Source organism: Arthrobacter sp. FW306-05-C (assembly GCF_021801725.1).
Lineage (GTDB): Bacteria > Actinomycetota > Actinomycetes > Actinomycetales > Micrococcaceae > Arthrobacter.
Genome location: NZ_CP084556.1, coordinates 2,297,268 through 2,317,775, shown reverse-complemented (window position 1 = coordinate 2,317,775; position 20,508 = coordinate 2,297,268). Strand labels below are relative to the sequence as shown.

General features: G+C 65.9%; 20 protein-coding genes. 15 read left to right on the top strand and 5 right to left on the bottom strand.

Translation table 11 applies throughout. The features are described from left to right. The first annotated feature begins 52 nt into the window (after window positions 1-52). The 6 genes from LFT44_RS10685 (at window position 53) to holA (ending at window position 6,138) form a co-directional block, all read left to right on the top strand. Complete coding sequence (locus LFT44_RS10685; RefSeq protein ID WP_236798441.1) at window positions 53-1,063, top strand: DegV family protein; 1,011 nt, start codon at window positions 53-55, stop codon at window positions 1,061-1,063. Window positions 1,064-1,149: 86 nt separating this feature from the next. Then, window positions 1,150-1,449: a DUF4193 domain-containing protein gene (locus LFT44_RS10680; protein ID WP_236798440.1), complete on the top strand. Its 300-nt coding sequence runs from the start codon at window positions 1,150-1,152 to the stop codon at window positions 1,447-1,449. A 154-nt stretch (window positions 1,450-1,603) separates the two neighbouring features. Then, complete coding sequence (locus tag LFT44_RS10675) at window positions 1,604-2,119, top strand: DUF805 domain-containing protein (RefSeq protein ID WP_236798439.1); 516 nt, start codon at window positions 1,604-1,606, stop codon at window positions 2,117-2,119. Window positions 2,120-2,423: 304 nt separating this feature from the next. Then, the gene (locus LFT44_RS10670; protein ID WP_236798438.1) at window positions 2,424-3,104 is read left to right on the top strand and encodes a ComEA family DNA-binding protein; all 681 of its coding nucleotides are present in this window, start codon (window positions 2,424-2,426) and stop codon (window positions 3,102-3,104) included. 185 nt (window positions 3,105-3,289) lie between these two features. Continuing rightward, a complete protein-coding gene (locus tag LFT44_RS10665) occupies window positions 3,290-5,188 on the top strand; it encodes a ComEC/Rec2 family competence protein (RefSeq protein ID WP_236802861.1) in 1,899 nt (632 codons plus the stop codon). After that, window positions 5,122-6,138 (top strand): DNA polymerase III subunit delta, encoded by a 1,017-nt coding sequence (gene holA / locus LFT44_RS10660; protein WP_236798437.1) that lies wholly within the window; start codon window positions 5,122-5,124, stop codon window positions 6,136-6,138. Before LFT44_RS10665 ends, holA begins: the two co-directional genes overlap by 67 nt. Window positions 6,139-6,312: 174 nt before the next feature. On the opposite strand, the gene rpsT is transcribed toward holA, so the two are convergent. Together rpsT and LFT44_RS10650 are read right to left on the bottom strand one after the other, a co-directional pair. Next, entirely contained in the window at window positions 6,313-6,573 is a 261-nt protein-coding gene (gene rpsT / locus LFT44_RS10655) for a 30S ribosomal protein S20 (RefSeq protein WP_018761400.1), read from the bottom strand. A gap of 169 nt (window positions 6,574-6,742) precedes the next feature. Next, window positions 6,743-7,297 (bottom strand): type II toxin-antitoxin system PemK/MazF family toxin, encoded by a 555-nt coding sequence (locus tag LFT44_RS10650; protein WP_236798436.1) that lies wholly within the window; start codon window positions 7,295-7,297, stop codon window positions 6,743-6,745. 175 nt (window positions 7,298-7,472) lie between these two features. Between LFT44_RS10650 and lepA the strand changes: the two genes are divergently transcribed. Continuing rightward, a complete protein-coding gene (gene lepA / locus LFT44_RS10645) occupies window positions 7,473-9,329 on the top strand; it encodes a translation elongation factor 4 (RefSeq protein ID WP_236798435.1) in 1,857 nt (618 codons plus the stop codon). A gap of 25 nt (window positions 9,330-9,354) precedes the next feature. Beyond that, window positions 9,355-10,584, top strand: coding sequence for a radical SAM family heme chaperone HemW (gene hemW, locus LFT44_RS10640; protein ID WP_236798434.1), 1,230 nt, complete (start codon window positions 9,355-9,357; stop codon window positions 10,582-10,584). A 169-nt stretch (window positions 10,585-10,753) separates the two neighbouring features. Here hemW and LFT44_RS10635 read toward each other — a convergent pair whose 3' ends face one another. Together LFT44_RS10635 and LFT44_RS10630 are read right to left on the bottom strand one after the other, a co-directional pair. Continuing rightward, window positions 10,754-11,164 carry a DUF4870 domain-containing protein gene (locus LFT44_RS10635; protein WP_056336732.1) on the bottom strand — a complete coding sequence of 137 codons (411 nt, stop codon included), beginning with the start codon at window positions 11,162-11,164 and terminating at the stop codon, window positions 10,754-10,756. A gap of 76 nt (window positions 11,165-11,240) precedes the next feature. Next, window positions 11,241-12,089, bottom strand: a complete 849-nt coding sequence (locus LFT44_RS10630; RefSeq protein WP_236798433.1) for a DUF3097 domain-containing protein — start codon at window positions 12,087-12,089, stop codon at window positions 11,241-11,243. 173 nt (window positions 12,090-12,262) lie between these two features. On the opposite strand from LFT44_RS10630, the gene hrcA reads away from it, so the two are divergent. From hrcA to LFT44_RS10615, 3 genes are all read left to right on the top strand, one after another. Further along, window positions 12,263-13,276: a heat-inducible transcriptional repressor HrcA gene (hrcA, locus tag LFT44_RS10625; RefSeq protein ID WP_236798432.1), complete on the top strand. Its 1,014-nt coding sequence runs from the start codon at window positions 12,263-12,265 to the stop codon at window positions 13,274-13,276. A gap of 86 nt (window positions 13,277-13,362) precedes the next feature. Further along, window positions 13,363-14,490, top strand: a complete 1,128-nt coding sequence (gene dnaJ, locus LFT44_RS10620; RefSeq protein WP_236798431.1) for a molecular chaperone DnaJ — start codon at window positions 13,363-13,365, stop codon at window positions 14,488-14,490. A gap of 2 nt (window positions 14,491-14,492) precedes the next feature. Further along, the gene (locus LFT44_RS10615; protein ID WP_236798430.1) at window positions 14,493-15,272 is read left to right on the top strand and encodes a 16S rRNA (uracil(1498)-N(3))-methyltransferase; all 780 of its coding nucleotides are present in this window, start codon (window positions 14,493-14,495) and stop codon (window positions 15,270-15,272) included. On the opposite strand, the gene LFT44_RS10610 is transcribed toward LFT44_RS10615, so the two are convergent. Further along, window positions 15,259-16,215, bottom strand: a complete 957-nt coding sequence (locus tag LFT44_RS10610) for a GerMN domain-containing protein (protein WP_236798429.1) — start codon at window positions 16,213-16,215, stop codon at window positions 15,259-15,261. The genes LFT44_RS10615 and LFT44_RS10610 overlap by 14 nt on opposite strands. 368 nt (window positions 16,216-16,583) lie before the next feature. On the opposite strand from LFT44_RS10610, the gene LFT44_RS10605 reads away from it, so the two are divergent. Genes LFT44_RS10605 through era form a run of 4 tightly spaced genes read left to right on the top strand, consistent with a single transcriptional unit; the run spans window position 16,584 to window position 20,413 of the window. Beyond that, window positions 16,584-17,672 carry a PhoH family protein gene (locus LFT44_RS10605; RefSeq protein ID WP_236798428.1) on the top strand — a complete coding sequence of 363 codons (1,089 nt, stop codon included), beginning with the start codon at window positions 16,584-16,586 and terminating at the stop codon, window positions 17,670-17,672. Next, window positions 17,669-18,142 carry an rRNA maturation RNase YbeY gene (gene ybeY, locus LFT44_RS10600; protein WP_236798427.1) on the top strand — a complete coding sequence of 158 codons (474 nt, stop codon included), beginning with the start codon at window positions 17,669-17,671 and terminating at the stop codon, window positions 18,140-18,142. Before LFT44_RS10605 ends, ybeY begins: the two co-directional genes overlap by 4 nt. Further along, window positions 18,139-19,470 (top strand): hemolysin family protein, encoded by a 1,332-nt coding sequence (locus tag LFT44_RS10595; protein WP_236798426.1) that lies wholly within the window; start codon window positions 18,139-18,141, stop codon window positions 19,468-19,470. The genes ybeY and LFT44_RS10595 overlap by 4 nt, the downstream gene beginning before the upstream one ends. Continuing rightward, window positions 19,454-20,413: a GTPase Era gene (era, locus tag LFT44_RS10590; protein ID WP_236798425.1), complete on the top strand. Its 960-nt coding sequence runs from the start codon at window positions 19,454-19,456 to the stop codon at window positions 20,411-20,413. Before LFT44_RS10595 ends, era begins: the two co-directional genes overlap by 17 nt. Window positions 20,414-20,508 lie beyond the last annotated feature (95 nt).

Genomic DNA, 20,508 nt, shown 5'->3' with positions numbered 1-20,508 from the left:
GTCCTCCGGCGGCCGGTCCTGGCTGAGCCGGTCACCGTCTCCAGGAGGCCCTTTGCCTGACAGTAACGCCGCCGCCTGGCCGTGGGTGCGCGCACGGCTCTCCGGCCTCCGTCCCGCGGCCCGGCCGGGCACGGGACGCGGTGGAGGCGCTGTGGTCCGCACCGCCGTCGTGACCGACTCCGCCGCCGCCCTCCCTGCGGACTATCCACGCGGGCTACCGTGCGACGGGATCCTGACGGTGACGCCCATGCCCGTCATGGTAGGTGCGGAAATTTACGGCGAAGGTGAAGACGACATCCTGGAGACCATCGCCCTGGCATTGGCCGCGGGGACTCCGGTCAAAACGTCCAGGCCATCACCGGGACAATTCGAGCAGGCCTACCGCGCCGCTCAGCTTCATGGGTTCGATGCGGTCGTGTCCGTCCACATCTCCGGCGAGCTTTCGGGCACGGCAGATTCCGCACGCCTGGCTGCAGCCAGGGTAGGAATCCCGGTGGACGTGGTTGATACGCGGACCGTCGGCATGGCGCAGGGGATGGCGGTTCAAGCCGCGGTGAACGCGGCGGCCGCTGGTGCGGACCGGGGGGCGGTGGCCGCTGCGGCGGCCACCCAGGCGGACCGCACCAAGGTCTTTTTCTATGTACCCAGCCTGGAACAATTGCGGCGCGGCGGGCGGATCGGAGCCGCTGCGTCGCTGCTGGGCACCATGCTTGCCATCAAACCCATCCTGGCACTCGACGGCGGCAGGATCGTGCCGCTCGAAAAGGTGCGGTCCGCTGCCAGGGCCGTGGCGCGCCTTGAGGAAATTGTTGTGGCCGCAGCCGCACCCCATCCGGGTCAGTCCGTGCGCCTTGCCGTCCATCACTTCGGCAACCCGGAGGAGGCTAAGAGCCTGGCGGCGAGACTGGAAGCCGCTCTTCCGGATTGTCCCCCCGCGCAGATCAGCTCCCTGCCGGCGGTCCTGGCCGCCCACGCCGGGCTGGGTGTCCTGGCGGTCATTGTGGGCAGGGTGGAAATCGAGGAGCGGCCCGCAACCGACGGGCACGCGCAGCGCCTGAAATGAGGCAGCAGTTCCGGCAGGGAATTCTTTCGTTGGGCTGTACGTTGCAGGACCGGTAACACCCATCAAGCGAAAAGAGATGTACCTTCGTGGCAACCGATTACGATGAACTCCGCACCGACGTCAAGGAATCCCAGGAAAACTCGCTGGAGGCACTGAAGTCCGCCAAAGCGCCGGACGCGCAATCCGTGGTTCAAGAGCTCGACGAGGCTGACACCCTGGACGGGCTCACCCCTGGCGGCGAGTTCATCGCCGAAGAGCTCGTCGTCCAGGTGATTCCCCAGGCTGACGACGAGTTCACCTGCTGGTCCTGCTTCCTGGTCCGCCACCGCTCCCAGAAGGCGCGGGAAAAGGACGGCCATGCCTACTGCACTGAATGTGAGGGTTGAGCGGCTCCGGTCGGAGGCCCCGCAACTTACTGGTTTTCTGTCTTCACCAAGCTTTTGTCCGCGCTTGGTCCCGGAGTAGGGCCCTCTGGCCCAGGTCCTGCGCCTCCTGTTTCCGTAGCATTGGCGGCAGCGACGTATCGGAAGGGACAGTTCGATGACCATGCAGCAGCCCCCGGACGCTTCGCGGAACGCAGTCCCGGGGCTGGATTTCCCCTACTACGGCGCTCCGCCCGTCGAGGCAGTCAAGCGTGTATTCCAGAAGTACGCCGTCTTTACCGGACGAGCCAGTCGCAGTGAGTATTGGTGGTGGTTCCTCGCCTCCGGACTGGCGTCCGCCGTGTTGAACTCGATCAGCCCGACAATCGTCAATGGGCAAGTGACGGGGTCCAGTGCGCTCGGGGGTATCTGGTTCCTCGCCACTGTGGTCCCTTCGCTCGCTGTGGCGGTCCGGCGCCTCCACGATGCCAACCTCAGCGGCTGGTTGTTGCTCCTCGCCCTCATACCGGTGCTCGGATGGATTATCCTCATCGTGCTGCTCGCGCAGCGTGAGAACCCGCTGGGCCAACGGTTCGACAGGTACTCCCGAGCCGGGTATTGGCAGGCTCCAGCAGGACCTGGATACAACTCCCCGCCTGCGCCTCCGGGTTCTGACGGACTTACCCCCTCATAAGCTGCCCCCGCTGCACGCTGCCGTCGGCATGTTTCCACATAGGGCCACCGGTTCCTCGCCGTTTAACCGACTGGGTTCCTAAGGTGGAGCTATGTCACGCCGGGATGCTGGAACAGCAGGTCAGCAGGCGCGGCACGCACACGCCAGGCTTCGAGCGACCCTCGGTAAGGCACCTCCCGGACTTCTGGAGCATGGCCCGGGTCAGACGGGTTTTGAGTTCCGGGGCTCCGGCGAGGGGGATGGAGCTGAAAGTGAATCCCGCCGGTCACCTTCCCTACGAGGGCGGGTCGGCCTGCGCGTCGCCGTGCTGCTGGCCGCGCTGGCCGCGGCCGCCGGCGCGTGGTTCTGGTGCCAGGCAGGATCGGCAGCTCCGGAGGTTTTGCCGCTGAGCGGGATGGATTCCGGGGGACTCTCAGAAGAATCCAAGGGTGACGCCGCTGCGGGTTCGGCCCCTGACCCTGCTTCAAGCCAGGGGGAGCCCAACAGTGCGGTACTGGTGGTAGTCCATGTCGCCGGAGCTGTTGCCAAACCTGGGGTCATCCGGCTGCAGCAGGGCAGCCGCGTAGATGACGCGATTGCTGCAGCGGGTGGCGCTTTGGCTGACGGCGATGCCAACCGGCTCAACCTTGCTCTTATGGTGGAGGACGGCCAGAAGATCTACGTCCCACAGCATGGGGAATCCCTGCCCGCCGGGTCGGATGCTGCAGCTTCGGAAGGCACAAGGCCGGATGGATCCGGGGCCAGCTCCTCCGGAACAAGCGGTACCGTGCAGCAGGGGACCCAGGGTGCGAAGGTCAACCTCAACACCGCCGGCGCCGCTGAACTGGACACGCTGCCAAAGGTCGGCCCGGTGCTGGCACAGCGAATCGTGGACTGGCGGAAGGAACATGGTCCTTTCAACAGCGTCGAAGAGCTGGACGCTGTGGACGGTGTTGGCCCCAAGATGCTTGAGGCCTTGCTTCCCTTGGTCACGGTCCAGGGGTAACCGTGGCCACCAGTCCGGGCAGGAGAAATACGAACCGGCGGCGGGTGGGGGCCGTCCGGAATCCCAGGAGTGGGAAAGGAATGCTGCGTCCTGAGGCGGAAAGGCAGGGAACGCGACCGTCTGTAACCCGGCGTCCAGGAGTAAAGAGCCCGTGGAGCCGGTTCATTGAGTCGGCCGTGCAGGACATGGACGCAGTGCCGGCCGCCCGGGAGACAACGCCGACATCCGGCCTGGACCGGGTGCGCGCACGGATTGTCGACGCCCGCAAGGTCCAGGAAGAAGCCGACTCAAGTCCTGGCCAACTACAGAAGCGTACTGACCTCCGGCTTGCCCTGCCGGCAGCGTCGGTGTGGGCTGCCTCGGTGGCGGGGCTTTGGCTGCCGCCCACGGAGTTGGCCGCCCTCTGCTGCGCCCTGGTGGCGCTCGGCGGCGCGTTCCTGGCCATTGCAGCCAGGGGCGGACGGAAACGCAGAGCGCATGGTGGCACCGGGCCTGCTGCAGTTCCCACCTTCCGCAGGGCGCGGGGACGCAGCTATCGGGCGGCAGCGGGCGTCTCTTTGATATTGGCTGCTGCTGCCGCAGCACACTCGGCAACAGCGTCCAGCCAACGGTCCGATGGGCCGCTCGCGGAAGCGGTTGCGGCCGGGAAATCGGCCGTTGCCGTGGTCGAGGTGGCAGGAAGTCCGCGCGCCATCGGTGGTCGGGGAGGAACGGGGGAACGGTGGTCGGTGCCGGTGTTGACCCGTGAAGTGACGACGAGCGGTGTTCTGGTCCGGATACGGGCCCGGTTGGTCGTCATGGGCGGACGAGGCTGGGGGAATGTCGTTCCCGGGCAGACCCTGCGGGCAACCGGCAAGCTGCGGCCCGCAGAGCCCGGTGGCCAAGAAGCGGGGAACCTCAACGCCTCGACAGGCCCTGGTAACCCTTCACGCAGCTCGCTGTCGGATAACGGTTCCTTGTTGGAGGCGGGAGCGAGGGACCTGCGCGGGCGTTTTGTTGCCGCCTCCGCGTTCCTGCCACCCGACGCCCGCGGACTGCTTCCGGGAATGGTCACCGGCGACACCAGTGCATTGGACGAGGGCTTGGGCAACGCGATGAAGGCCGTGGGCATGACCCACCTGACAGCTGTCAGCGGCGCAAACTGCAGCCTTGTCCTGGGCGCGCTGCTGGTGATGTGCCGTCGTATCCGGCTGCCCCGCACTCCTGCTGCTGGAGCCGCCCTCGCCGGCCTGGCCCTGTTCGTTGTCCTCGTGGGACCTGATGCGAGCGTCCTGCGCGCGGCGCTGATGGGTGCCATTGGTGTCGCGTCCCTGGCGGGCGGCCGCTCGGGACGGGGCCTGAGCTTCCTGTGCCTTGCTGTTATCGGGCTCCTGCTGTCGGACCCGGAGCTGGGCTCGAGTTTCGGATTCCTGCTGTCCGTCCTGGCCACGCTGGGCATCATCCTCCTGGGACGGCGGATCCTCGGGTGGATTCCCGCGGCAGTGCCGCGGTGGGTGGCCGCGGCAGTTGCGGTTCCGTTGTCGGCGCAGTTGCTGTGTGGGCCAGTGATCGTCCTCCTGCAGCCGCAGTTTGCAACCTATTCCCTGATGGCCAACGTGGCCGCCTCACCTCTTGTTGCTCCCGTGACGCTGCTGGGTACCGCTGCTGTACCCTTGGTGGTTCTATTGCCGTGGGTGGCCACGGGGCTGATAGCAGTGGCAGGGATGTTCAGCGCCGGAGTAGGCGGCATCGCCCGGTGCGCGGCTCAATTGCCGGGGTCAGCCCTTCCCTGGCCGGAGGGGATACCTGGACTGTTGTCCATGGTGTTGTTGTCGGTGGTGACACTCGCCACCGTATGTGCGGCGGCCCGGCCCTTGCAGGTCGTCCGCAAAGCTCAGGAAGCGCACGCCGCCACTGTGGTGCTGATCGGGCTGGTGGAACTGCGGCTGCAACAGTTCTGCCGCGCCTGCGGCTTGGACCGGGGGCACAGACATGGCAGGCTGGGATACTGCAATAACACCTCCGGAAGGGACCTTCGATGGCCGCTGCGCAAAAGCGAGCAACCCGCTCCCCGGCATCGAACGCGGCCTCCTGGCGGGACGTAACTCCGGACAGGATCGTCCTGGTGAGCGGGCCGGAGGAGTATCTGGGCATCAGGGCCATGGACAGGATACGTTCGCAGGTACGGGCAGCTGCACCGGACGTTGAATTGAGCCGCATGAACGCTGCCGGCTATGAAACCGGCGCCCTCACCATGCAGGTGAGTCCCTCGCTTTTCGGTGAAAACAAGCTCATCGAAGTGGAAGCAGTGGAGGGCATGAACGACGCCTTCCTCGCGGATGCCCTCGCTTACCTCCAACATCCGGAGGAGGACGCTGTCGTCGTGTTCCGGCATGCCGGGGGAGCGCGCGGCAAGAAGCTCCTCGACGCCATCAGGAAGGGCGGCTGGCCGGTGGTGGATTGCCAGCCGCTAAAGAAAGATGCGGACAAGGTCCAATTTGTGGTCGCGGAGTTCAAGGCAGCTGGCCGGCGGATCAACCAGGATGCGGTACAGGCGTTGGTGAACGCCGTGGGTGCAGACTTGTCGGAACTTGCCGCCGCCTGCGCACAACTGATCGCGGATGCGGGCAGCACCGTCACCACGGAAACCGTGGACAAGTACTACGGTGGCCGGGTCGAAGCCACCGCTTTCAAGGTGGCCGATGCGGCAATGGCGGGAAACGCGCCGGTGGCACTGTCCACTCTCCGCCATGCCCTCGCTACCGGCGCAGACCCGGTGCCCCTGGTGGCAGCCCTGGCATCCAAGCTGAGGACGGTGGCCCGGGTGGCAGGTGCCTCTGGATCATCAGCGCAGATTGCCGCGGACCTGGGAATGCAGCCCTGGCTGGTCGAGCAGGCGCAGCGGGATGTCCGGCGCTGGACGCCCGAGGGCCTGGTGCGCGCCATCCAGGCCACGGCGGAGGCTGACGCGCAGGTCAAGGGCCTCTCCCGGGACCCGGTCTACGCGGTGGAGCATGCCGTGACCGTGATTGCCATGTCCGTCCAGGGCAGGTAGCGCCGGCACGGCATCAGCTCCTGCCGCCTTATGGCCTCACGCAGCAGGCGAATAAGGCGTTTCAGGTAACCGTCGACGGCGGGCTGCAGCGGCTCCCGAAGAAGACGCGTTAAAGGCGTGTGGCCGGCACCCGAGGGTACCGGCCACACCATCAGTTCGTGGGAACTGGAAACCTTAGAGTGCGTTGACCTTCTTGGAGATCGCCGACTTGCGGTTCGCTGCGTTGTTCTTGTGCAGAACACCCTTGCTGACAGCCTTGTCCAGCTTACGGCTGGCAGAAACGAGCGCAGTAGTAGCAGCTTCCTTGTCAGCGGACTCAACAGCGGTGTTGACGGCGCGGATGGCCGTCTTCAGCTCGGACTTGACTGCGTTGTTGCGCAGGCGGGCCTTTTCGTTGGTCAGGATGCGCTTCTTCTGGGACTTGATATTCGCCACGTGTGAACTCTCTTTGTAATGCGGAAATGGTCTAGAGGGCTTTCAAGCTGGCCTTGACTGAGCGGCGTGGGGATACCTATGGCGGCCAGCTATCAGTGACCGTCGACCTGCACGGACACACAGCAATAAAGAATAGCAGGTCAGCGGCGCCACTGGCCATTTGCGCCGGTCAGCTCCATCCGTGTCGCCTGAGGAGCCCGGCCGCCACTTTTTCGAAGCGCGCCCTGTCCAGTACCGCGCCTTCACGCCGGATGCCGTCGGGTCGGATCTGGAGGATGCGGTCCAGCCGCACCTCGCTCGCCCGGCCCTGCCTGTCCCAGCCGCCGGCCCCAAGGTCCACGTACTCGGCCGATGTGGAACCCGCGGGCACCCTGTCCCTGCTGGTGAGCATCAGTCCCAGGAGGTAGGGGCCGTGATGCCCCACCAAGAGGACCGGGCGGTCCTTCCCCTTGCCGTGGTCCTCTTCATAGGGGACCCAAGCCCACACCACTTCACCCGGATCCGGGTCGCCGTCCGGCTGCGGGGCGTAGCGGATGTCCGCGCGGCCGCGGAAGTCACCGGGGTAGGCGGCCGACGCTGCGGTGGCGCTGTCGGGCGCTGGACCCCCGCCGCCGGCGCTCTTGGGCGGCAGCCTGCGTGGGGCCGGTGGAACGGACGATCGCTTCTGCAGCAGGCGCAGTCCGCGGCGGACGGCGTTTCCCAGGCAGCGGAGATCAATGGCCATCCCGACAGCTTATCGGCGGGGTTGAGCTCCAGAAGCGCACCGGTAGAAGGCGGTCAGGATGCGGTGGCGGGGTCCCGGACGTGGGACACTGGAGGTTCAAGATGTGCGGCTGGTCCGCGGGCGCCTTTCGCGTGCCGCCGGATGGCTGCAGAAAAGCCAACAGTAAGGACCCTGCGTGTCTCCCATGGCCCGCACCGCACCGGTGCCCGCCGCGACAGATCCGGCAATCATTCGGAACTTTTGCATCATCGCGCATATTGACCACGGCAAGTCCACCCTGGCTGACCGGATGCTGCAGTCCACCGGGGTGGTCCAGGCGCGCGACATGAAGGCTCAGTACCTGGACCGCATGGACATCGAGCGTGAACGCGGCATCACCATCAAGTCCCAGGCTGTCCGCATGCCGTGGGAGGTGGATGGTGTCAGTTACGCACTGAACATGATCGACACCCCGGGCCACGTGGACTTCACCTACGAGGTGTCCAGGTCCCTGGCCGCCTGCGAGGGCGCAATCCTGCTGGTGGACGCGGCCCAGGGCATTGAGGCCCAGACGCTGGCCAACCTGTACCTGGCCATGGAGAACAACCTCACCATCATTCCGGTGCTTAACAAGATTGACCTTCCCGCGGCGCAGCCCGAAAAGTACGCAGCTGAGCTGGCCAACCTGATCGGCGGCGACCCGGAGGATGTCCTGCGCGTGTCCGGCAAGACCGGTGTGGGCGTGGAAGCCCTCCTGGACAAGATTGTCAGGGACCTTCCGGCGCCGGAGGGTGACCCCGATGGTCCGGCCCGTGCCATGATCTTCGACTCTGTCTACGACACCTACCGCGGCGTGGTGACCTACGTTCGCGTGGTGGACGGCATGCTCCACCCGCGGGAACGCATCCAGATGATGTCCACCAGGGCCTCGCACGAGCTCCTGGAAATCGGCGTCAGCTCACCCGAACCCACACCTTCCAAGGGCCTGGGCGTCGGTGAAGTGGGCTACCTGATCACCGGCGTGAAGGACGTCCGGCAGTCCAAGGTGGGCGATACTGTCACCAACCTGGCCAAGCCGGCAGCCCAGTCGCTGCCCGGCTACGCCGATGCCAAGCCCATGGTGTTCTCCGGCCTGTACCCGCTGGACGGCGCCGACTACCCGGTACTCCGTGACGCCCTCGAAAAGCTCATGCTCAACGACGCGGCGCTGGTGTACGAACCGGAGACCTCGGCTGCGCTGGGCTTCGGTTTCCGGGTGGGCTTCCTGGGTCTCCTGCACCTCGAGATCACCCGCGAACGCTTGGAGCGCGAATACAACCTCGACCTCATCTCCACTGCGCCTAACGTGGAATACGAGGTGACCCTGGAGGACAAGAAGGTGGTCCGCGTGACCAACCCCAGCGAGTACCCCACCGGCAAGATCGCGGAAGTACGCGAACCCATGGTCTCCGCCACCATCCTGGCCCCCAACGAATTCGTCGGCGCCATCATGGAACTGTGCCAGTCACGCCGCGGCGTCATGGGCGGCATGGACTACCTCTCCGAGGACCGGGTGGAAATCCGCTACCGCCTGCCGCTGGCGGAAATCGTCTTCGACTTCTTTGACATCCTGAAGTCGAAGACCCGCGGCTACGGCTCCCTGGACTGGAAAGCCGACGGCGAGCAGGTGGCCGACCTGGTCAAGGTGGACATCATGCTTCAGGGTGAGCAGGTGGACGCCTTCAGTGCCATTACCCACCGGGACAAGGCATACGCCTACGGCGTGATGATGACCGGCAAGCTCCGCGAACTCATCCCCCGGCAGCAGTTCGAGGTGCCGATCCAGGCGGCCATCGGTTCCAGGATCATCGCCCGCGAAAGCATCCGGGCCATCCGCAAGGACGTACTGGCGAAATGCTACGGCGGTGACATATCACGTAAGCGCAAGCTGCTGGAAAAGCAAAAAGAAGGCAAGAAGCGCATGAAGATGGTGGGCACGGTGGAAGTGCCGCAGGAGGCCTTCATCGCCGCCCTCACCACGGACGAATCGAAGGACAAGGCAAAGAAGAAGTGACCACTGCGCAGCGGGGGACGCGCTGATGCCCAGCGTCCTTCCCCTCGGCGACCCGGCGCCGTCGGACGGTCTGTTGCCTCCACAGGCAGCGGACGGTGCGGCGGGCCGGGCATTCGGCCTGTACGTCCACATTCCCTTTTGCGCCGTGCGCTGCGGATACTGCGACTTCAACACCTACACCGCCACGGAGCTCGGCGGCGGCGCATCCCAGGATGCATATGCCCAAACGGCAGTGTCGGAAGTGGCATTGGCGGCCAAGGTGCTGGCGGGCTCGGGCATGCCGGAGCGGAAGCTCAGCACGGTCTTTTTCGGCGGCGGCACGCCCACGCTGCTTCCCGCTGACGACCTTGCGGCGATCCTGCGCGCTGCCATCGACCAGTGGGGCATCGAGGACGGCGCCGAGGTCACCACGGAAGCCAACCCGGACTCCGTCACCCCTGAATCCCTGGCCGTCCTCAAGGAAGCCGGCTTCACCCGCGTGTCCTTTGGCATGCAGTCCGCCGTTCCGCACGTCCTCAAGGTCCTTGACCGCACCCACACGCCGAGCCGGGTTCCGCAGGTGGTGCAGTGGTCAAGGGAAGCCGGCCTGGCTGTCAGCCTGGACCTGATTTACGGCACGCCGGGGGAGTCGCTGGCCGATTGGCGGCACTCACTGGAGACCGCCCTGTCCTACCAGCCGGACCACATCAGCGCCTACGCGCTGATCGTCGAGGAGGGTACCAAGCTGGCCGCCCAGATGCGGCGCGGTGAGGTCCCGGGAATTGACGACGACGACCACGCCGACAAATACGAGCTCGCCGACCAGCTGATCACCGAAGCAGGGCTTGGCTGGTACGAGGTCAGCAATTGGGCGCGCACTCCGGAGCAGGCGTGCCGGCACAACCTCGCATACTGGCGGGGCGACGACTGGTGGGGGATCGGGCCGGGCGCCCACTCCCACATGGGCGGGGTCCGCTGGTGGAACGTCAAGCACCCGTCCGCCTATGCCAACCGGCTGTCGCAGGGGCTGTCGCCGGCTGCCGGCAGGGAGACCCTGGATCCGGAAACCAGGCACCTGGAAAAGGTGATGCTCGAGGCGCGCCTGCAGTCAGGACTTGAGGTGTCAACGCTCAGCGCTGCCGGGCGGCACGAGGTGGCCGGGCTGATCGCGGGCGGCCTGGTGGATCCTGCTGCTGCTTTCCGCGGACGGCTGGTGCTGACCCTCAAGGGCAGGCTGCTGGCAGACGCAGTGGTCCGCCGCATCCTCCCCGACTAATCTCAGGAAGCCGCTGGGTGCGCCCCACAGCTTGCGAGGGCAGGGAGCCGCTGGGTGGGCCCACGCCCGTAGGGTTCCCTGGCCGAGCTTGCGAGGCTAGGACCGGCGGGTGGGCCCACAGCGGCAAGGGCCCCGGCCCGAGCTTGCGAGGCTAGGGAACGGGCGGGGACTATTTGATCCAGCGCAGGTTGTACTGGTAGCGGTGCGGCTGGCCTCGGTTGACGTGGATACCTGCGGCTACGGAGAAGCAGGTGAGGGCTACCCAGATCAGTGTGGCGATGACCGCGAAGATGTTTCCCACATAGGGGATGAAGACCAGGATGTTGGCCAGCACCGCGGCGATGGTGGGCGGCAGGCTGAAGTTCAGGGCTTCCTTGGATTCCTGCGCGGTGAACGGCCCGCGGTCGCGGAAGATCAGGTAAATCAGCAGCGAGGGGATGCACCCCAGGATCCCGCCGAAGTGTGCCAGCGTGGCCCACTGGCGGTCCTCGCTGGCCGTAAGCGGCAGGGCGTTGGCGGGTACGCCATGGTACTCGGAGCGGCCCTGGCCGTCCCTGTGATCACGTGCGTTTTCTGCCACAGTCTGTGTCCTTCTGAGGTGCAAGTTAGTGCTGACTACTACCAAGAATACTGGCTTTAGGGCCGGCGTCCGCCGCCTAGGGCACGGTAAGGAAATCGATGACTTCCTCAACCCGGCCCAGCAGCGACGCTTCGAGGTCCGCGTAAGTGCGTACGGCGCCCAGTAATTTCTGCCATCCGAGGCCGATGTCTTCCTTCGTGCTGTGCGGCCAGCCGAACGCTTTGAGGATCCCGGTCTTCCAGTCCTGCCCCCGGGGGATGGCGGGCCATTTTTCGATGCCCAGGACTGAAGGCCGGATTGCCTGCCAGACGTCCACGTACGGGTGGCCGACGATCAGGACGTTGCCGGCCGCGCCGGGGGACGCCATGACGGCGTCGGCGATCCGGTATTCCTTGGAATCGGGAACCAGGTGGTCCACCAGCACGCCGAGGCGGCGGCCAGGGCCGGGCTTGAAGTCCGCCACGGCTGCGGCCAGGTCGTCGATGCCGTGGAGGGGCTCGACGACGATGCCCTCCACGCGCAGGTCGTCTCCCCAAACCTTTTCCACCAGTTCGGCGTCGTGCTTGCCTTCCACCCAGATCCGGCTTGCCTTTGCGACCTGGGCGCGTTGGCCTGGGACGCGCACTGAACCGGAGGCGGTCCGGCCGGCGGGAGGGCCGGCGGCGGCCTTGAACGCGGGCGGCATCAATCGGATGGGCTGGCCCTCGAGGAGGAAACCGAATCCCAGCTTGAAGGACCGGGACTTTCCGCGGCGGTCCTCCAATGCCACGACGTGCATTCCGCCGGACTTCTCTACGCGGGTGACAGCGCCCACCCAGCCGGAGTGTACTTCCTCAAGAACCATGCCCCGCTCCACAGGGACCTCGGGCAGCTCCGCCCGCTTGGGAGCGGAAATGCCCCGGGGGCCCCAGTTCTGGTAATCCATGGAATCAATCCGCCTAGCGCTAGCTCCTCAACCCGGGAATTTCGCCCGGAGCGGTACCAATGCTAACAACGGGCCGAGGCATAATAGACTGTTAGCACTTAGGCATGTCGAGTGCTAACCCTTGGGCGGCACCGTGCGGGGTGGGTGCCCCGGACCATGGATGGAGGTGGAGAGTGAGCGAGCCACGCAAACTGGAAGTACTGCGGGCCATCGTGGAGGATTACGTCCACTCCCGCGAGCCGGTTGGATCCAAAGCCCTGGTGGAGCGGCATCATCTTGGCGTTTCCAGCGCCACCATCCGCAATGACATGGCCGCGCTGGAGGACGAGGGGCTGATCACAGCCCCCCATACCAGCGCCGGCCGGATCCCCACGGACAAGGGCTACCGGCTTTTTGTCGACCAGATCTCCGCCGTCAAGCCCCTGTCGGCTCCCGAACGCCGAGCCATCCAAACCCTCCTGGAGGGCGCGGACGACCTCGACGACGTGCTGGACCGCACCGTCCGGCTGCTGTCACAACTGACCAACCAGGTAGCCGTGGTCCAGTACCCGCACCTGAGCAGGGCACTTGTCCGGCACATCGAATTCGTGCTGCTGGCACCGCGGAAGGTCCTCGTGGTCCTCATCGCCAACAGCGGCAAGGTGGAGCAGCGCGTCATCGACGTCGGGCAGGACCTCGGAGACGAAGCGCTGGCGGAGCTGCGCACCCGTTTCCTTGCCGCCCTCGGGGGAACCCGGCTGAGCCACCTCGCCCAGGCACTTCCCGCCGTCGTGGCCGCTGCACCCCAGCCGCAACGCCAGGCGGCCCACGCGCTTGCCCTCGGCCTGGAGGCGCTGGCCCAGAACAGCAGGGAAGACCGCATGGTCATGGCCGGCACCGCCAACCTGGCCAGGTCGAACGTTGATTTCCCCCTGAGTATTGGTCCGGTGCTGGAGGCGCTCGAGGAACAGGTGGTGATGCTGCGGCTGTTGAGCGAAATGGCCCAGGACCACCGGGGCGTGGCCGTCAGCATCGGACGGGAGAACCCCTATGACGGCCTTGCCGAGGCCTCCGTGGTGGCCACCGGCTATGGTCCGGACAGTGCAGCCAAGGTGGGAATCCTCGGACCCACCCGAATGGACTATCCCACCACCATGGCCGCCGTCAGGGCCGTAGCCCGCTACCTTTCCAGGATTTTGGGGCCCTGACTCCTGGCCGCCGGAGCCCGCTTCGGCTGTGGACAAGAGTCCTGGCGCCCGACTGAACGCAGTACAACAAGGAAGAGACACGAATTTTGAGCAGCCACTATGACGTCCTTGGAGTCTCACCCGAAGCTACGGGCGAAGAGATCAAAAAGGCCTACCGCAAGCTGGCCCGCACCCTTCACCCGGACGTTAACCCAGGTGCCGACGCTGCCGAGCGCTTCAAGGCGGTAACGCACGCCTACGAGGTCCTTTCCGACCCCCAGAAGCGCAGGATCTACGACACCACCGGCAACGAAAACGGCACGGACAACGGTTTCGGCGGCGCCGGTTACGCAGGCCAGGGGTTCGCGTTCCAGGACATCTTCGACACCTTCTTTGGCGCGGGCGGCACGTCTGGCCCGGCGTCCCGGGTTCGCCGTGGCCAAGACGCACTCATCAGTGTCCGGATCGACCTCCGCGACGCCGTCTTCGGAGTCAACAAGAAACTCGAGGTGGACACTGCAGTGGTCTGCCCCACCTGTGATGGATCCTGCTGCCGCCCGGGCACCCACCCGGAGCGCTGTGACATCTGCGGCGGCAGCGGCCAGGTCCAGCGGGCCGTCCGGTCCATCCTTGGCCAGGTCATGACGGCAGCGCCCTGCGGCACCTGCGAAGGTTTCGGCACGGTCATCAAGGACCCCTGCAACGAATGCAGCGGCCAGGGCCGCATCCGCAGCCGCCGGTCACTGACCATCAAGGTTCCTGCCGGCGTCGCCACCGGCACCCGCATCCAGCTTTCCGGGCAGGGCGAAGCCGGCCCGGCAGGTGGGCCCGCCGGCGACCTGTACGTGGAGATCCGCGTCAACAACGACCCCACGTACGTGCGCGAAAGCGATGACCTGCACGCCACCCTGCACATCCCCATGACCGCTGCGGCCCTGGGCACGGACGTCAGCCTGGAAACCTTCGACGGTACCCAGGAGATCGATGTCAAGCCCGGCACCCAGTCCGGCGAAATCATCACCCTGCGCGGCTTGGGCGTCACGCACCTGAGGGGCTATGGCCGCGGCGACCTGAAGGTCCATCTGCAGGTGGACACCCCCGCCAAGCTCGACTCCGCGCAGGAGGACCTGCTGCGCCAGCTTGCCAAGCTCCGCGGCGAGCAGATCACCGAAGGCAAGTTGGCTGCCAGCGGCGGCATGTTCGCCAAGCTCCGGGACCGCTTCGGGAACCTGTAGCGGTGAGCAACCCGGTCTTTTTCACCTCCACCGGTTCCCTGGACGCCATGACGCCGGGCCGCATCTTTGTCCTCGAAGGGGCGGAGGCGCGCCATGCCGTCACCGTAAAGCGGCTGGCGCCGGGCGAGGCCGTGGACATTGTCGACGGCGCCGGCACCCGCATGGCCGGAAGAGTCGTCTCGGCTGCGCCCTCGGGCCTCGAGGTGGAGTGCGGCAGCCTGACGGTGGAAGACAGGCCGGACGTGCGGCTGGTGCTGGTCCAGGCCCTGGCCAAGGGCGATCGCGACGAACTGGCCATTGAGACGGCCACCGAACTGGGCGTCGACGCGGTGGTTCCCTGGCAGTCCGAACGGTCCATCGTCCGCTGGAAGGGCGACCGTGCAGCGCGGGCTCACGCCAAGTGGGAGTCAACCGTGGCGGCGGCCGCCAAGCAGGCACGGCGTGCCTGGATCCCGGAAGTGCGCGCCGCCGTCGACACCACAGGGCTTGCCACCGCGGTGAACGCGGCGGACCTGGCGGTCATCCTGCATGAAGACGCCGTACGGCCGCTGCGTACCGTCCTTGAAGCGTGGCAGGGGAGTGCAGGCACCGGCTCCCGTGAAATCCTGCTGATCGTCGGCCCGGAGGGCGGCATCAGCCCGCGGGAAGTAACGAAACTCTGCGACAAAGGGGCTGTGACAGCCCTGTTGGGGCACCATGTCCTGCGGTCCTCCACAGCCGGGCCGGCCGCCGTCGTGCTTGCCAGCGACATTCTTGGCCGGTGGACCACTACCGGACTTTGAAGGTCCTGGTGTCCTCGTTCTTGTCCGGCTCCCCGCCGGAGCCGGCCTGCGCCACCCGGAGTTCGTAGTCGCCTGGCGGCAGGTTCAGGGCCAGCGTGAAGACGCCCGCCTGTCCCTGCTCCGTGCCGGCCGTGATCTCCCCGTTCAGGAAGGGCGCTTTGCTGCCCCCGTCCCCGGCCCGAAGGAGCTGCCAGTGGAGCTTCGCGCCAGGGGACGTGCTGCGCCCGGTGACTTTTACGCTGCCGCCCGGCACCTCGGAGTTTTCCTGGGGGTCGATAATCCATACCGGCGCCACCAGGCCTGCCGCGCGCGTCATGAGCGCGCCCAGCTGGATCTTTCCGAACGCCACGTAGTCCGTGTGGCCGTCTACGAGGATCCGGACCCGGACTTGCTGGCCGGTGTCGATCAGGCCCGAACTGGCGGCCGCCGCGGTGGCCGTGTAAATCAACTGCTGGATGGCCCGTGCCGCCATGTCTGCATCGAGGTTGCTGTTAAAGGCGTCGGCCGAGACGTCGACGGTGATGACATCCTTGCCGGAAATGGACGTGGCCAGCTTGTCCGGGTTCTGCCAGGGCGTGAAGAAATCAGGGTCCAGGGGCTTTTCCGACATCATGGCGCGCAGTGCCCGGGTCACCGGGTTGTCCTGCTCCGGGACGTCCCGGAATTCGCGGTAAAGGAAGATGTTCCCCCCGCTGCGGCCAATCCAGTACACCGGGGCCTTGTTGGAGGACTGCGTAGTTTCCAGCGGGGCGCTTGTGGCCGGGCCGTCCGGCATAGTGCCCCCGGAGGCGGGGACCGATGCGCTGGTGCCTGTAGGTGAAGGCCCGCCCTCGGCCGTGCAGCCTGCCAGGGCCGGAACAAGCACCAAAATTCCTGCAAGGACGGCCGGGCACAGGCGGCCCTTGGGTCGTCCTGCCCTTTTGGGCACAGAGGTTTCCGGCACTGTCCTGCCCTTGTCCTTTCCTGGCGTGGCGGGCCGATCCCCCTGGCGGCCTGACGTCCCAGCAGATGCTGGATTTCCAGCATTGCACAGCGGTGCGCACGGTCAGCCGCTCTGTGCGTCCTTCCGGCGAACTGCAACTGGAACGATATATGGCCGATATGAAGTTGATATCTAAGCGCCCTGCTCGGGAACCTTCCACGGGTGGCGCGTCAGCTCCCATTCGGCCGGATATCCGCTCCATACCCGTGCTGGCGTAAGATAAAGGGATCGCTGGGCAGGGAGCACCGCGCGACGGGCACCGGCATCAGCCAAACGCAAAACAAGTGATGTCGATCTTCGAGGGGACCACGGGCCTGCGGGCCAACACCATGACTGAATCAGCAAATGGTAAGCGCCGGCTCAACACGGGCGAAGGCAGTCCGGGGGAATTTCCGCACTCAATGCCCGGCACCCGGACCGAAGTTGTCCTCTTTGAGAACACCGACCAGATGGTTCAGTCACTTGGCAGCCACGACGAGGCGCTGCGCTTCATCGAAGAGCAGTTCCCGGATGTCAATTTCCACGCCCGCGGCAATGAACTGTCCATCAGCGGCCCCGTCAGTGACGTGCCCCGGATCATGCGGCTGCTCCAGGAGGTCCGTGGCCTGGTGGCCAGGGGCACTGTCATCACGCCCGCGGTGCTGCAGCAGCTGGTGTCGCTCCTCCGCACCCAGTCCCTGCAGAATCCCGTGGACGTGCTCACCCACGACATCCTCTCCAGCCGCGGCAGGACCATCCGGCCCAAGACGCTCAACCAGAAGAACTACGTTGACGCCATCGACGCCAACACGGTGATCTTCGGCATCGGGCCCGCCGGCACCGGCAAGACGTACCTGGCCATGGCGAAAGCGGTCCAGGCGCTGCAGCAAAAAGAGGTCAGCAGGATCATCCTCACCCGCCCTGCGGTGGAGGCCGGGGAGCGGCTGGGATTCCTGCCCGGAACGCTCAGCGACAAAATCGACCCCTACCTCAGGCCGCTCTACGACGCCCTGCACGACATGATGGACCCCGAGTCCATCCCGCGCCTCATGGCCGCCGGCACCATCGAGGTGGCCCCTCTGGCGTACATGCGCGGGCGAACCCTCAATGACGCCTTCATCATCCTCGACGAGGCACAAAACACCACGCCGGAACAAATGAAGATGTTCCTCACCCGGCTTGGATTCGGATCCAAGATGGTGGTCACCGGAGACATCACCCAGGTGGACCTGCCCTTCGGAACGCGTTCCGGGCTGCGGATCGTCGAGGAAATCCTGCAGGGAATCGAGGGCGTTAGTTTCTCGGTCCTGGATGCCGCCGACGTTGTACGGCACCGGCTTGTGGGGGACATCGTCAACGCCTACAGCATCTGGGACGAAACCCAGCGGAACCGGGTCAAGCACTCAGCCAGCAGGGAAAAACGGGGGGAACACGCGTGAGCATCGAGGTCAACAACGAGTCCGGCATCCAGGTGGAGGAATCGGAGCTCGTGGCCCTGTCGCGGTACATCTTTGAACAGCTCTATATCCACCCGCAGGCCGAACTTTCCATCCTCTTGGTGGACGAACCCGCCATGGAGAAGCTGCACATCGAGCTGATGGACGAACCTGGCTCCACGGACGTGCTCTCGGTCCCCATGGACGAGCTGACCCCCGGGACCCCTGACCGGCCGACGCCCCAGGGCATGCTGGGCGACATCGCCATCTGCCCGCAGGTGGCCAAGGTCCAGGCCCGGAACGCCGGCCATTCGCTCCAGGACGAGATGCTGCTGCTGACCACGCACGGCATCCTGCACCTGCTGGGCTACGACCACGCCGAGCCGGAAGAGAAAGCGGAGATGTTCGGGCTCCAGCGCGAACTCCTGTCCGGCTTCACCGGCAAAGAAGCCCCCGCCGAGACAACCCAGTGACGCAACTGCTCCTGGTCGCGGTGGCACTGGTTTTCCTTGCCGTCGCGGCCGTGCTGACCGCGGCCGAGGCCGCCTTCAGTTTCCTTCCCCGCCACGACGCCGAAGAGGCACTGCACCGGAGCCGCGGCACTGCCATGCGGCGCATCCTTGCCGAACCCGTGGCCCACACCCGGGCCCTGCGGTTCTGGCGCGTCTGGTTCGAGATGGCCTCCGCCGTCGCCGTTGCGGTGCTGATCGCCAGCCTGCTGGACAACGTGTGGGTCGCCGGCCTGGTGGCGACCGGCATCATGGCGCTTCTGGGCTTCGTGATCGTGGGTGTTTCGCCCCGGCAGCTCGGCCGGCTGCATTCCACGGCTGTTGTCCGCTTCACCGCCCCGATGGTCCGGTTCCTCACCAGCGTGCTGGGACCGGTTCCGGGCTGGCTTGTTGCCATCGGGAGCTCGGCAGCCCCCGGAGCGCCCGGCGGCGACGATGCGTTTTTCAGCGAGCAGGAGTTCCGGGAGCTCGTGGACCGGGCCAGTGAATCCGACATGATCGAAGACACCGAGGCGGAGATGATCCAATCGGTATTCGACTTTGGCGACACCCTGGTGCGGGCTGTCATGGTCCCCAGGACGGACATCGTCAGCATCGACGCCGGCTCCAGCCTGCACCAGGCAATGTCCCTCTTCCTGCGCTCGGGCTACTCCCGCATCCCCGTCATCAACGAGAATACGGACCACATCCTTGGCATCATCTACCTCAAGGACGTGGCCGCGGTCATCCACCAACTGGCAGCCGGCCAGGAACCACCCCTGGTGGAGTCGCTGGCCCGCGAAGTCCGCTACGTGCCGGAGTCAAAGCCCGTCAGCGACCTCCTGCGCGAGTTGCAGAAGGAATCCACCCACGTGGCCATCGTCATCGACGAATACGGCGGTACTGCGGGGCTCGTGACCCTCGAGGACCTGATCGAGGAAATCGTGGGCGAGATCGTGGACGAATACGACACCGAGAGCGCGGAAGCCGTGGCACTGGACGACGGCTCCTACCGCGTGAGCGCCCGGATGGGCATCGATGATCTCGGCGAGCTGTTCGACCTGGAGATCGACGACGACGAAGTTGACACCGTGGGTGGCCTCCTCGCCAAGGCGCTTGGCCGCGTCCCGATCGTGGGCAGCAGCGTGGAGGTGCAGGGGGTGTCCCTGCGGGCGGAGCGGCTGGAGGGCCGGCGGAACCGGGTCAGCCACATCATTGCGGCGCCCGTACCAAGAGTAGAGACTGACCTTGAAGGCCTCCTGGAAGAGGCCGAAGCAACCCAGCAGGGAGTTCCACGTGAGCAAGAAAAATAAGGCCGAATTACCAAACGATTTTGGCGGCTTCCGCGCCGGGTTCGCGGTCCTGGTTGGCAGGCCCAACGCGGGCAAGTCCACCCTGACCAATGCCCTGGTGGGCAAGAAGGTGGCCATCACCTCCGCCAAACCGCAGACCACTCGGCACACCATCCGCGGCATCGTGCACCGTGACGACGCCCAGCTGATCCTCGTGGACACGCCGGGGCTGCACCGTCCCCGTACCCTCCTGGGAAAGCGCCTGAACGACCTTGTGGCAGACACGCTGGCCGAGGTGGACGCCATCGGTTTTTGCCTGCCGGCGAACGAAAAAATCGGTCCCGGTGACAAATTCATCGCAGCCCAGCTTGCCGCCGTCGGCCGCCAACCGGTGGTTGCCATAGTCACCAAGGCAGACCTCGTGGACAAGCAGGCATTGACTGAACAACTCCTTGCGGTTGCGGCCCTGGGGCGCGAAGTGATGGGGGAGGACGGCTGGAAGGACATTGTTCCGGTCTCCGCTGCTGACGGCTTCCAGGTGGAAACGGTCGCCGACGTCCTGATCAGCCACATGCCGCCGTCGCCGCCCCTCTATCCCGACGGCGAACTGACGGATGAGCCCGAAGCGGTCATGGTTGCCGAACTCATCCGCGAAGCTGCCCTGGAGGGGGTCCGTGACGAGCTTCCCCACTCCCTGGCCGTGGTGGTCGAGGAGATCGTCCCCAGGGAGGACCGGCCGGACGACAACCCCCTGCTGGACGTCCGCGTTAACCTCTACGTGGAGCGGCCATCCCAGAAGGCCATCATCATCGGCAAGGGTGGCAGCCGGCTGCGGGAAGTGGGAACCAACGCCCGCAAGGGGATCGAAGCCCTCCTGGGCACCCGGATCTACCTGGATCTTCACGTCAAGGTGGCCAAAGACTGGCAGCGCGACCCGAAACAACTGGTCAAACTGGGTTTCTGACCTACGATAAAGGCGTTCGGCGGAGGGCGCCGGCAAGTTCTCCACACTGGACCACTAAAATGGACCGGATTTCGTTTTTAGAGGAAGGTTCACCA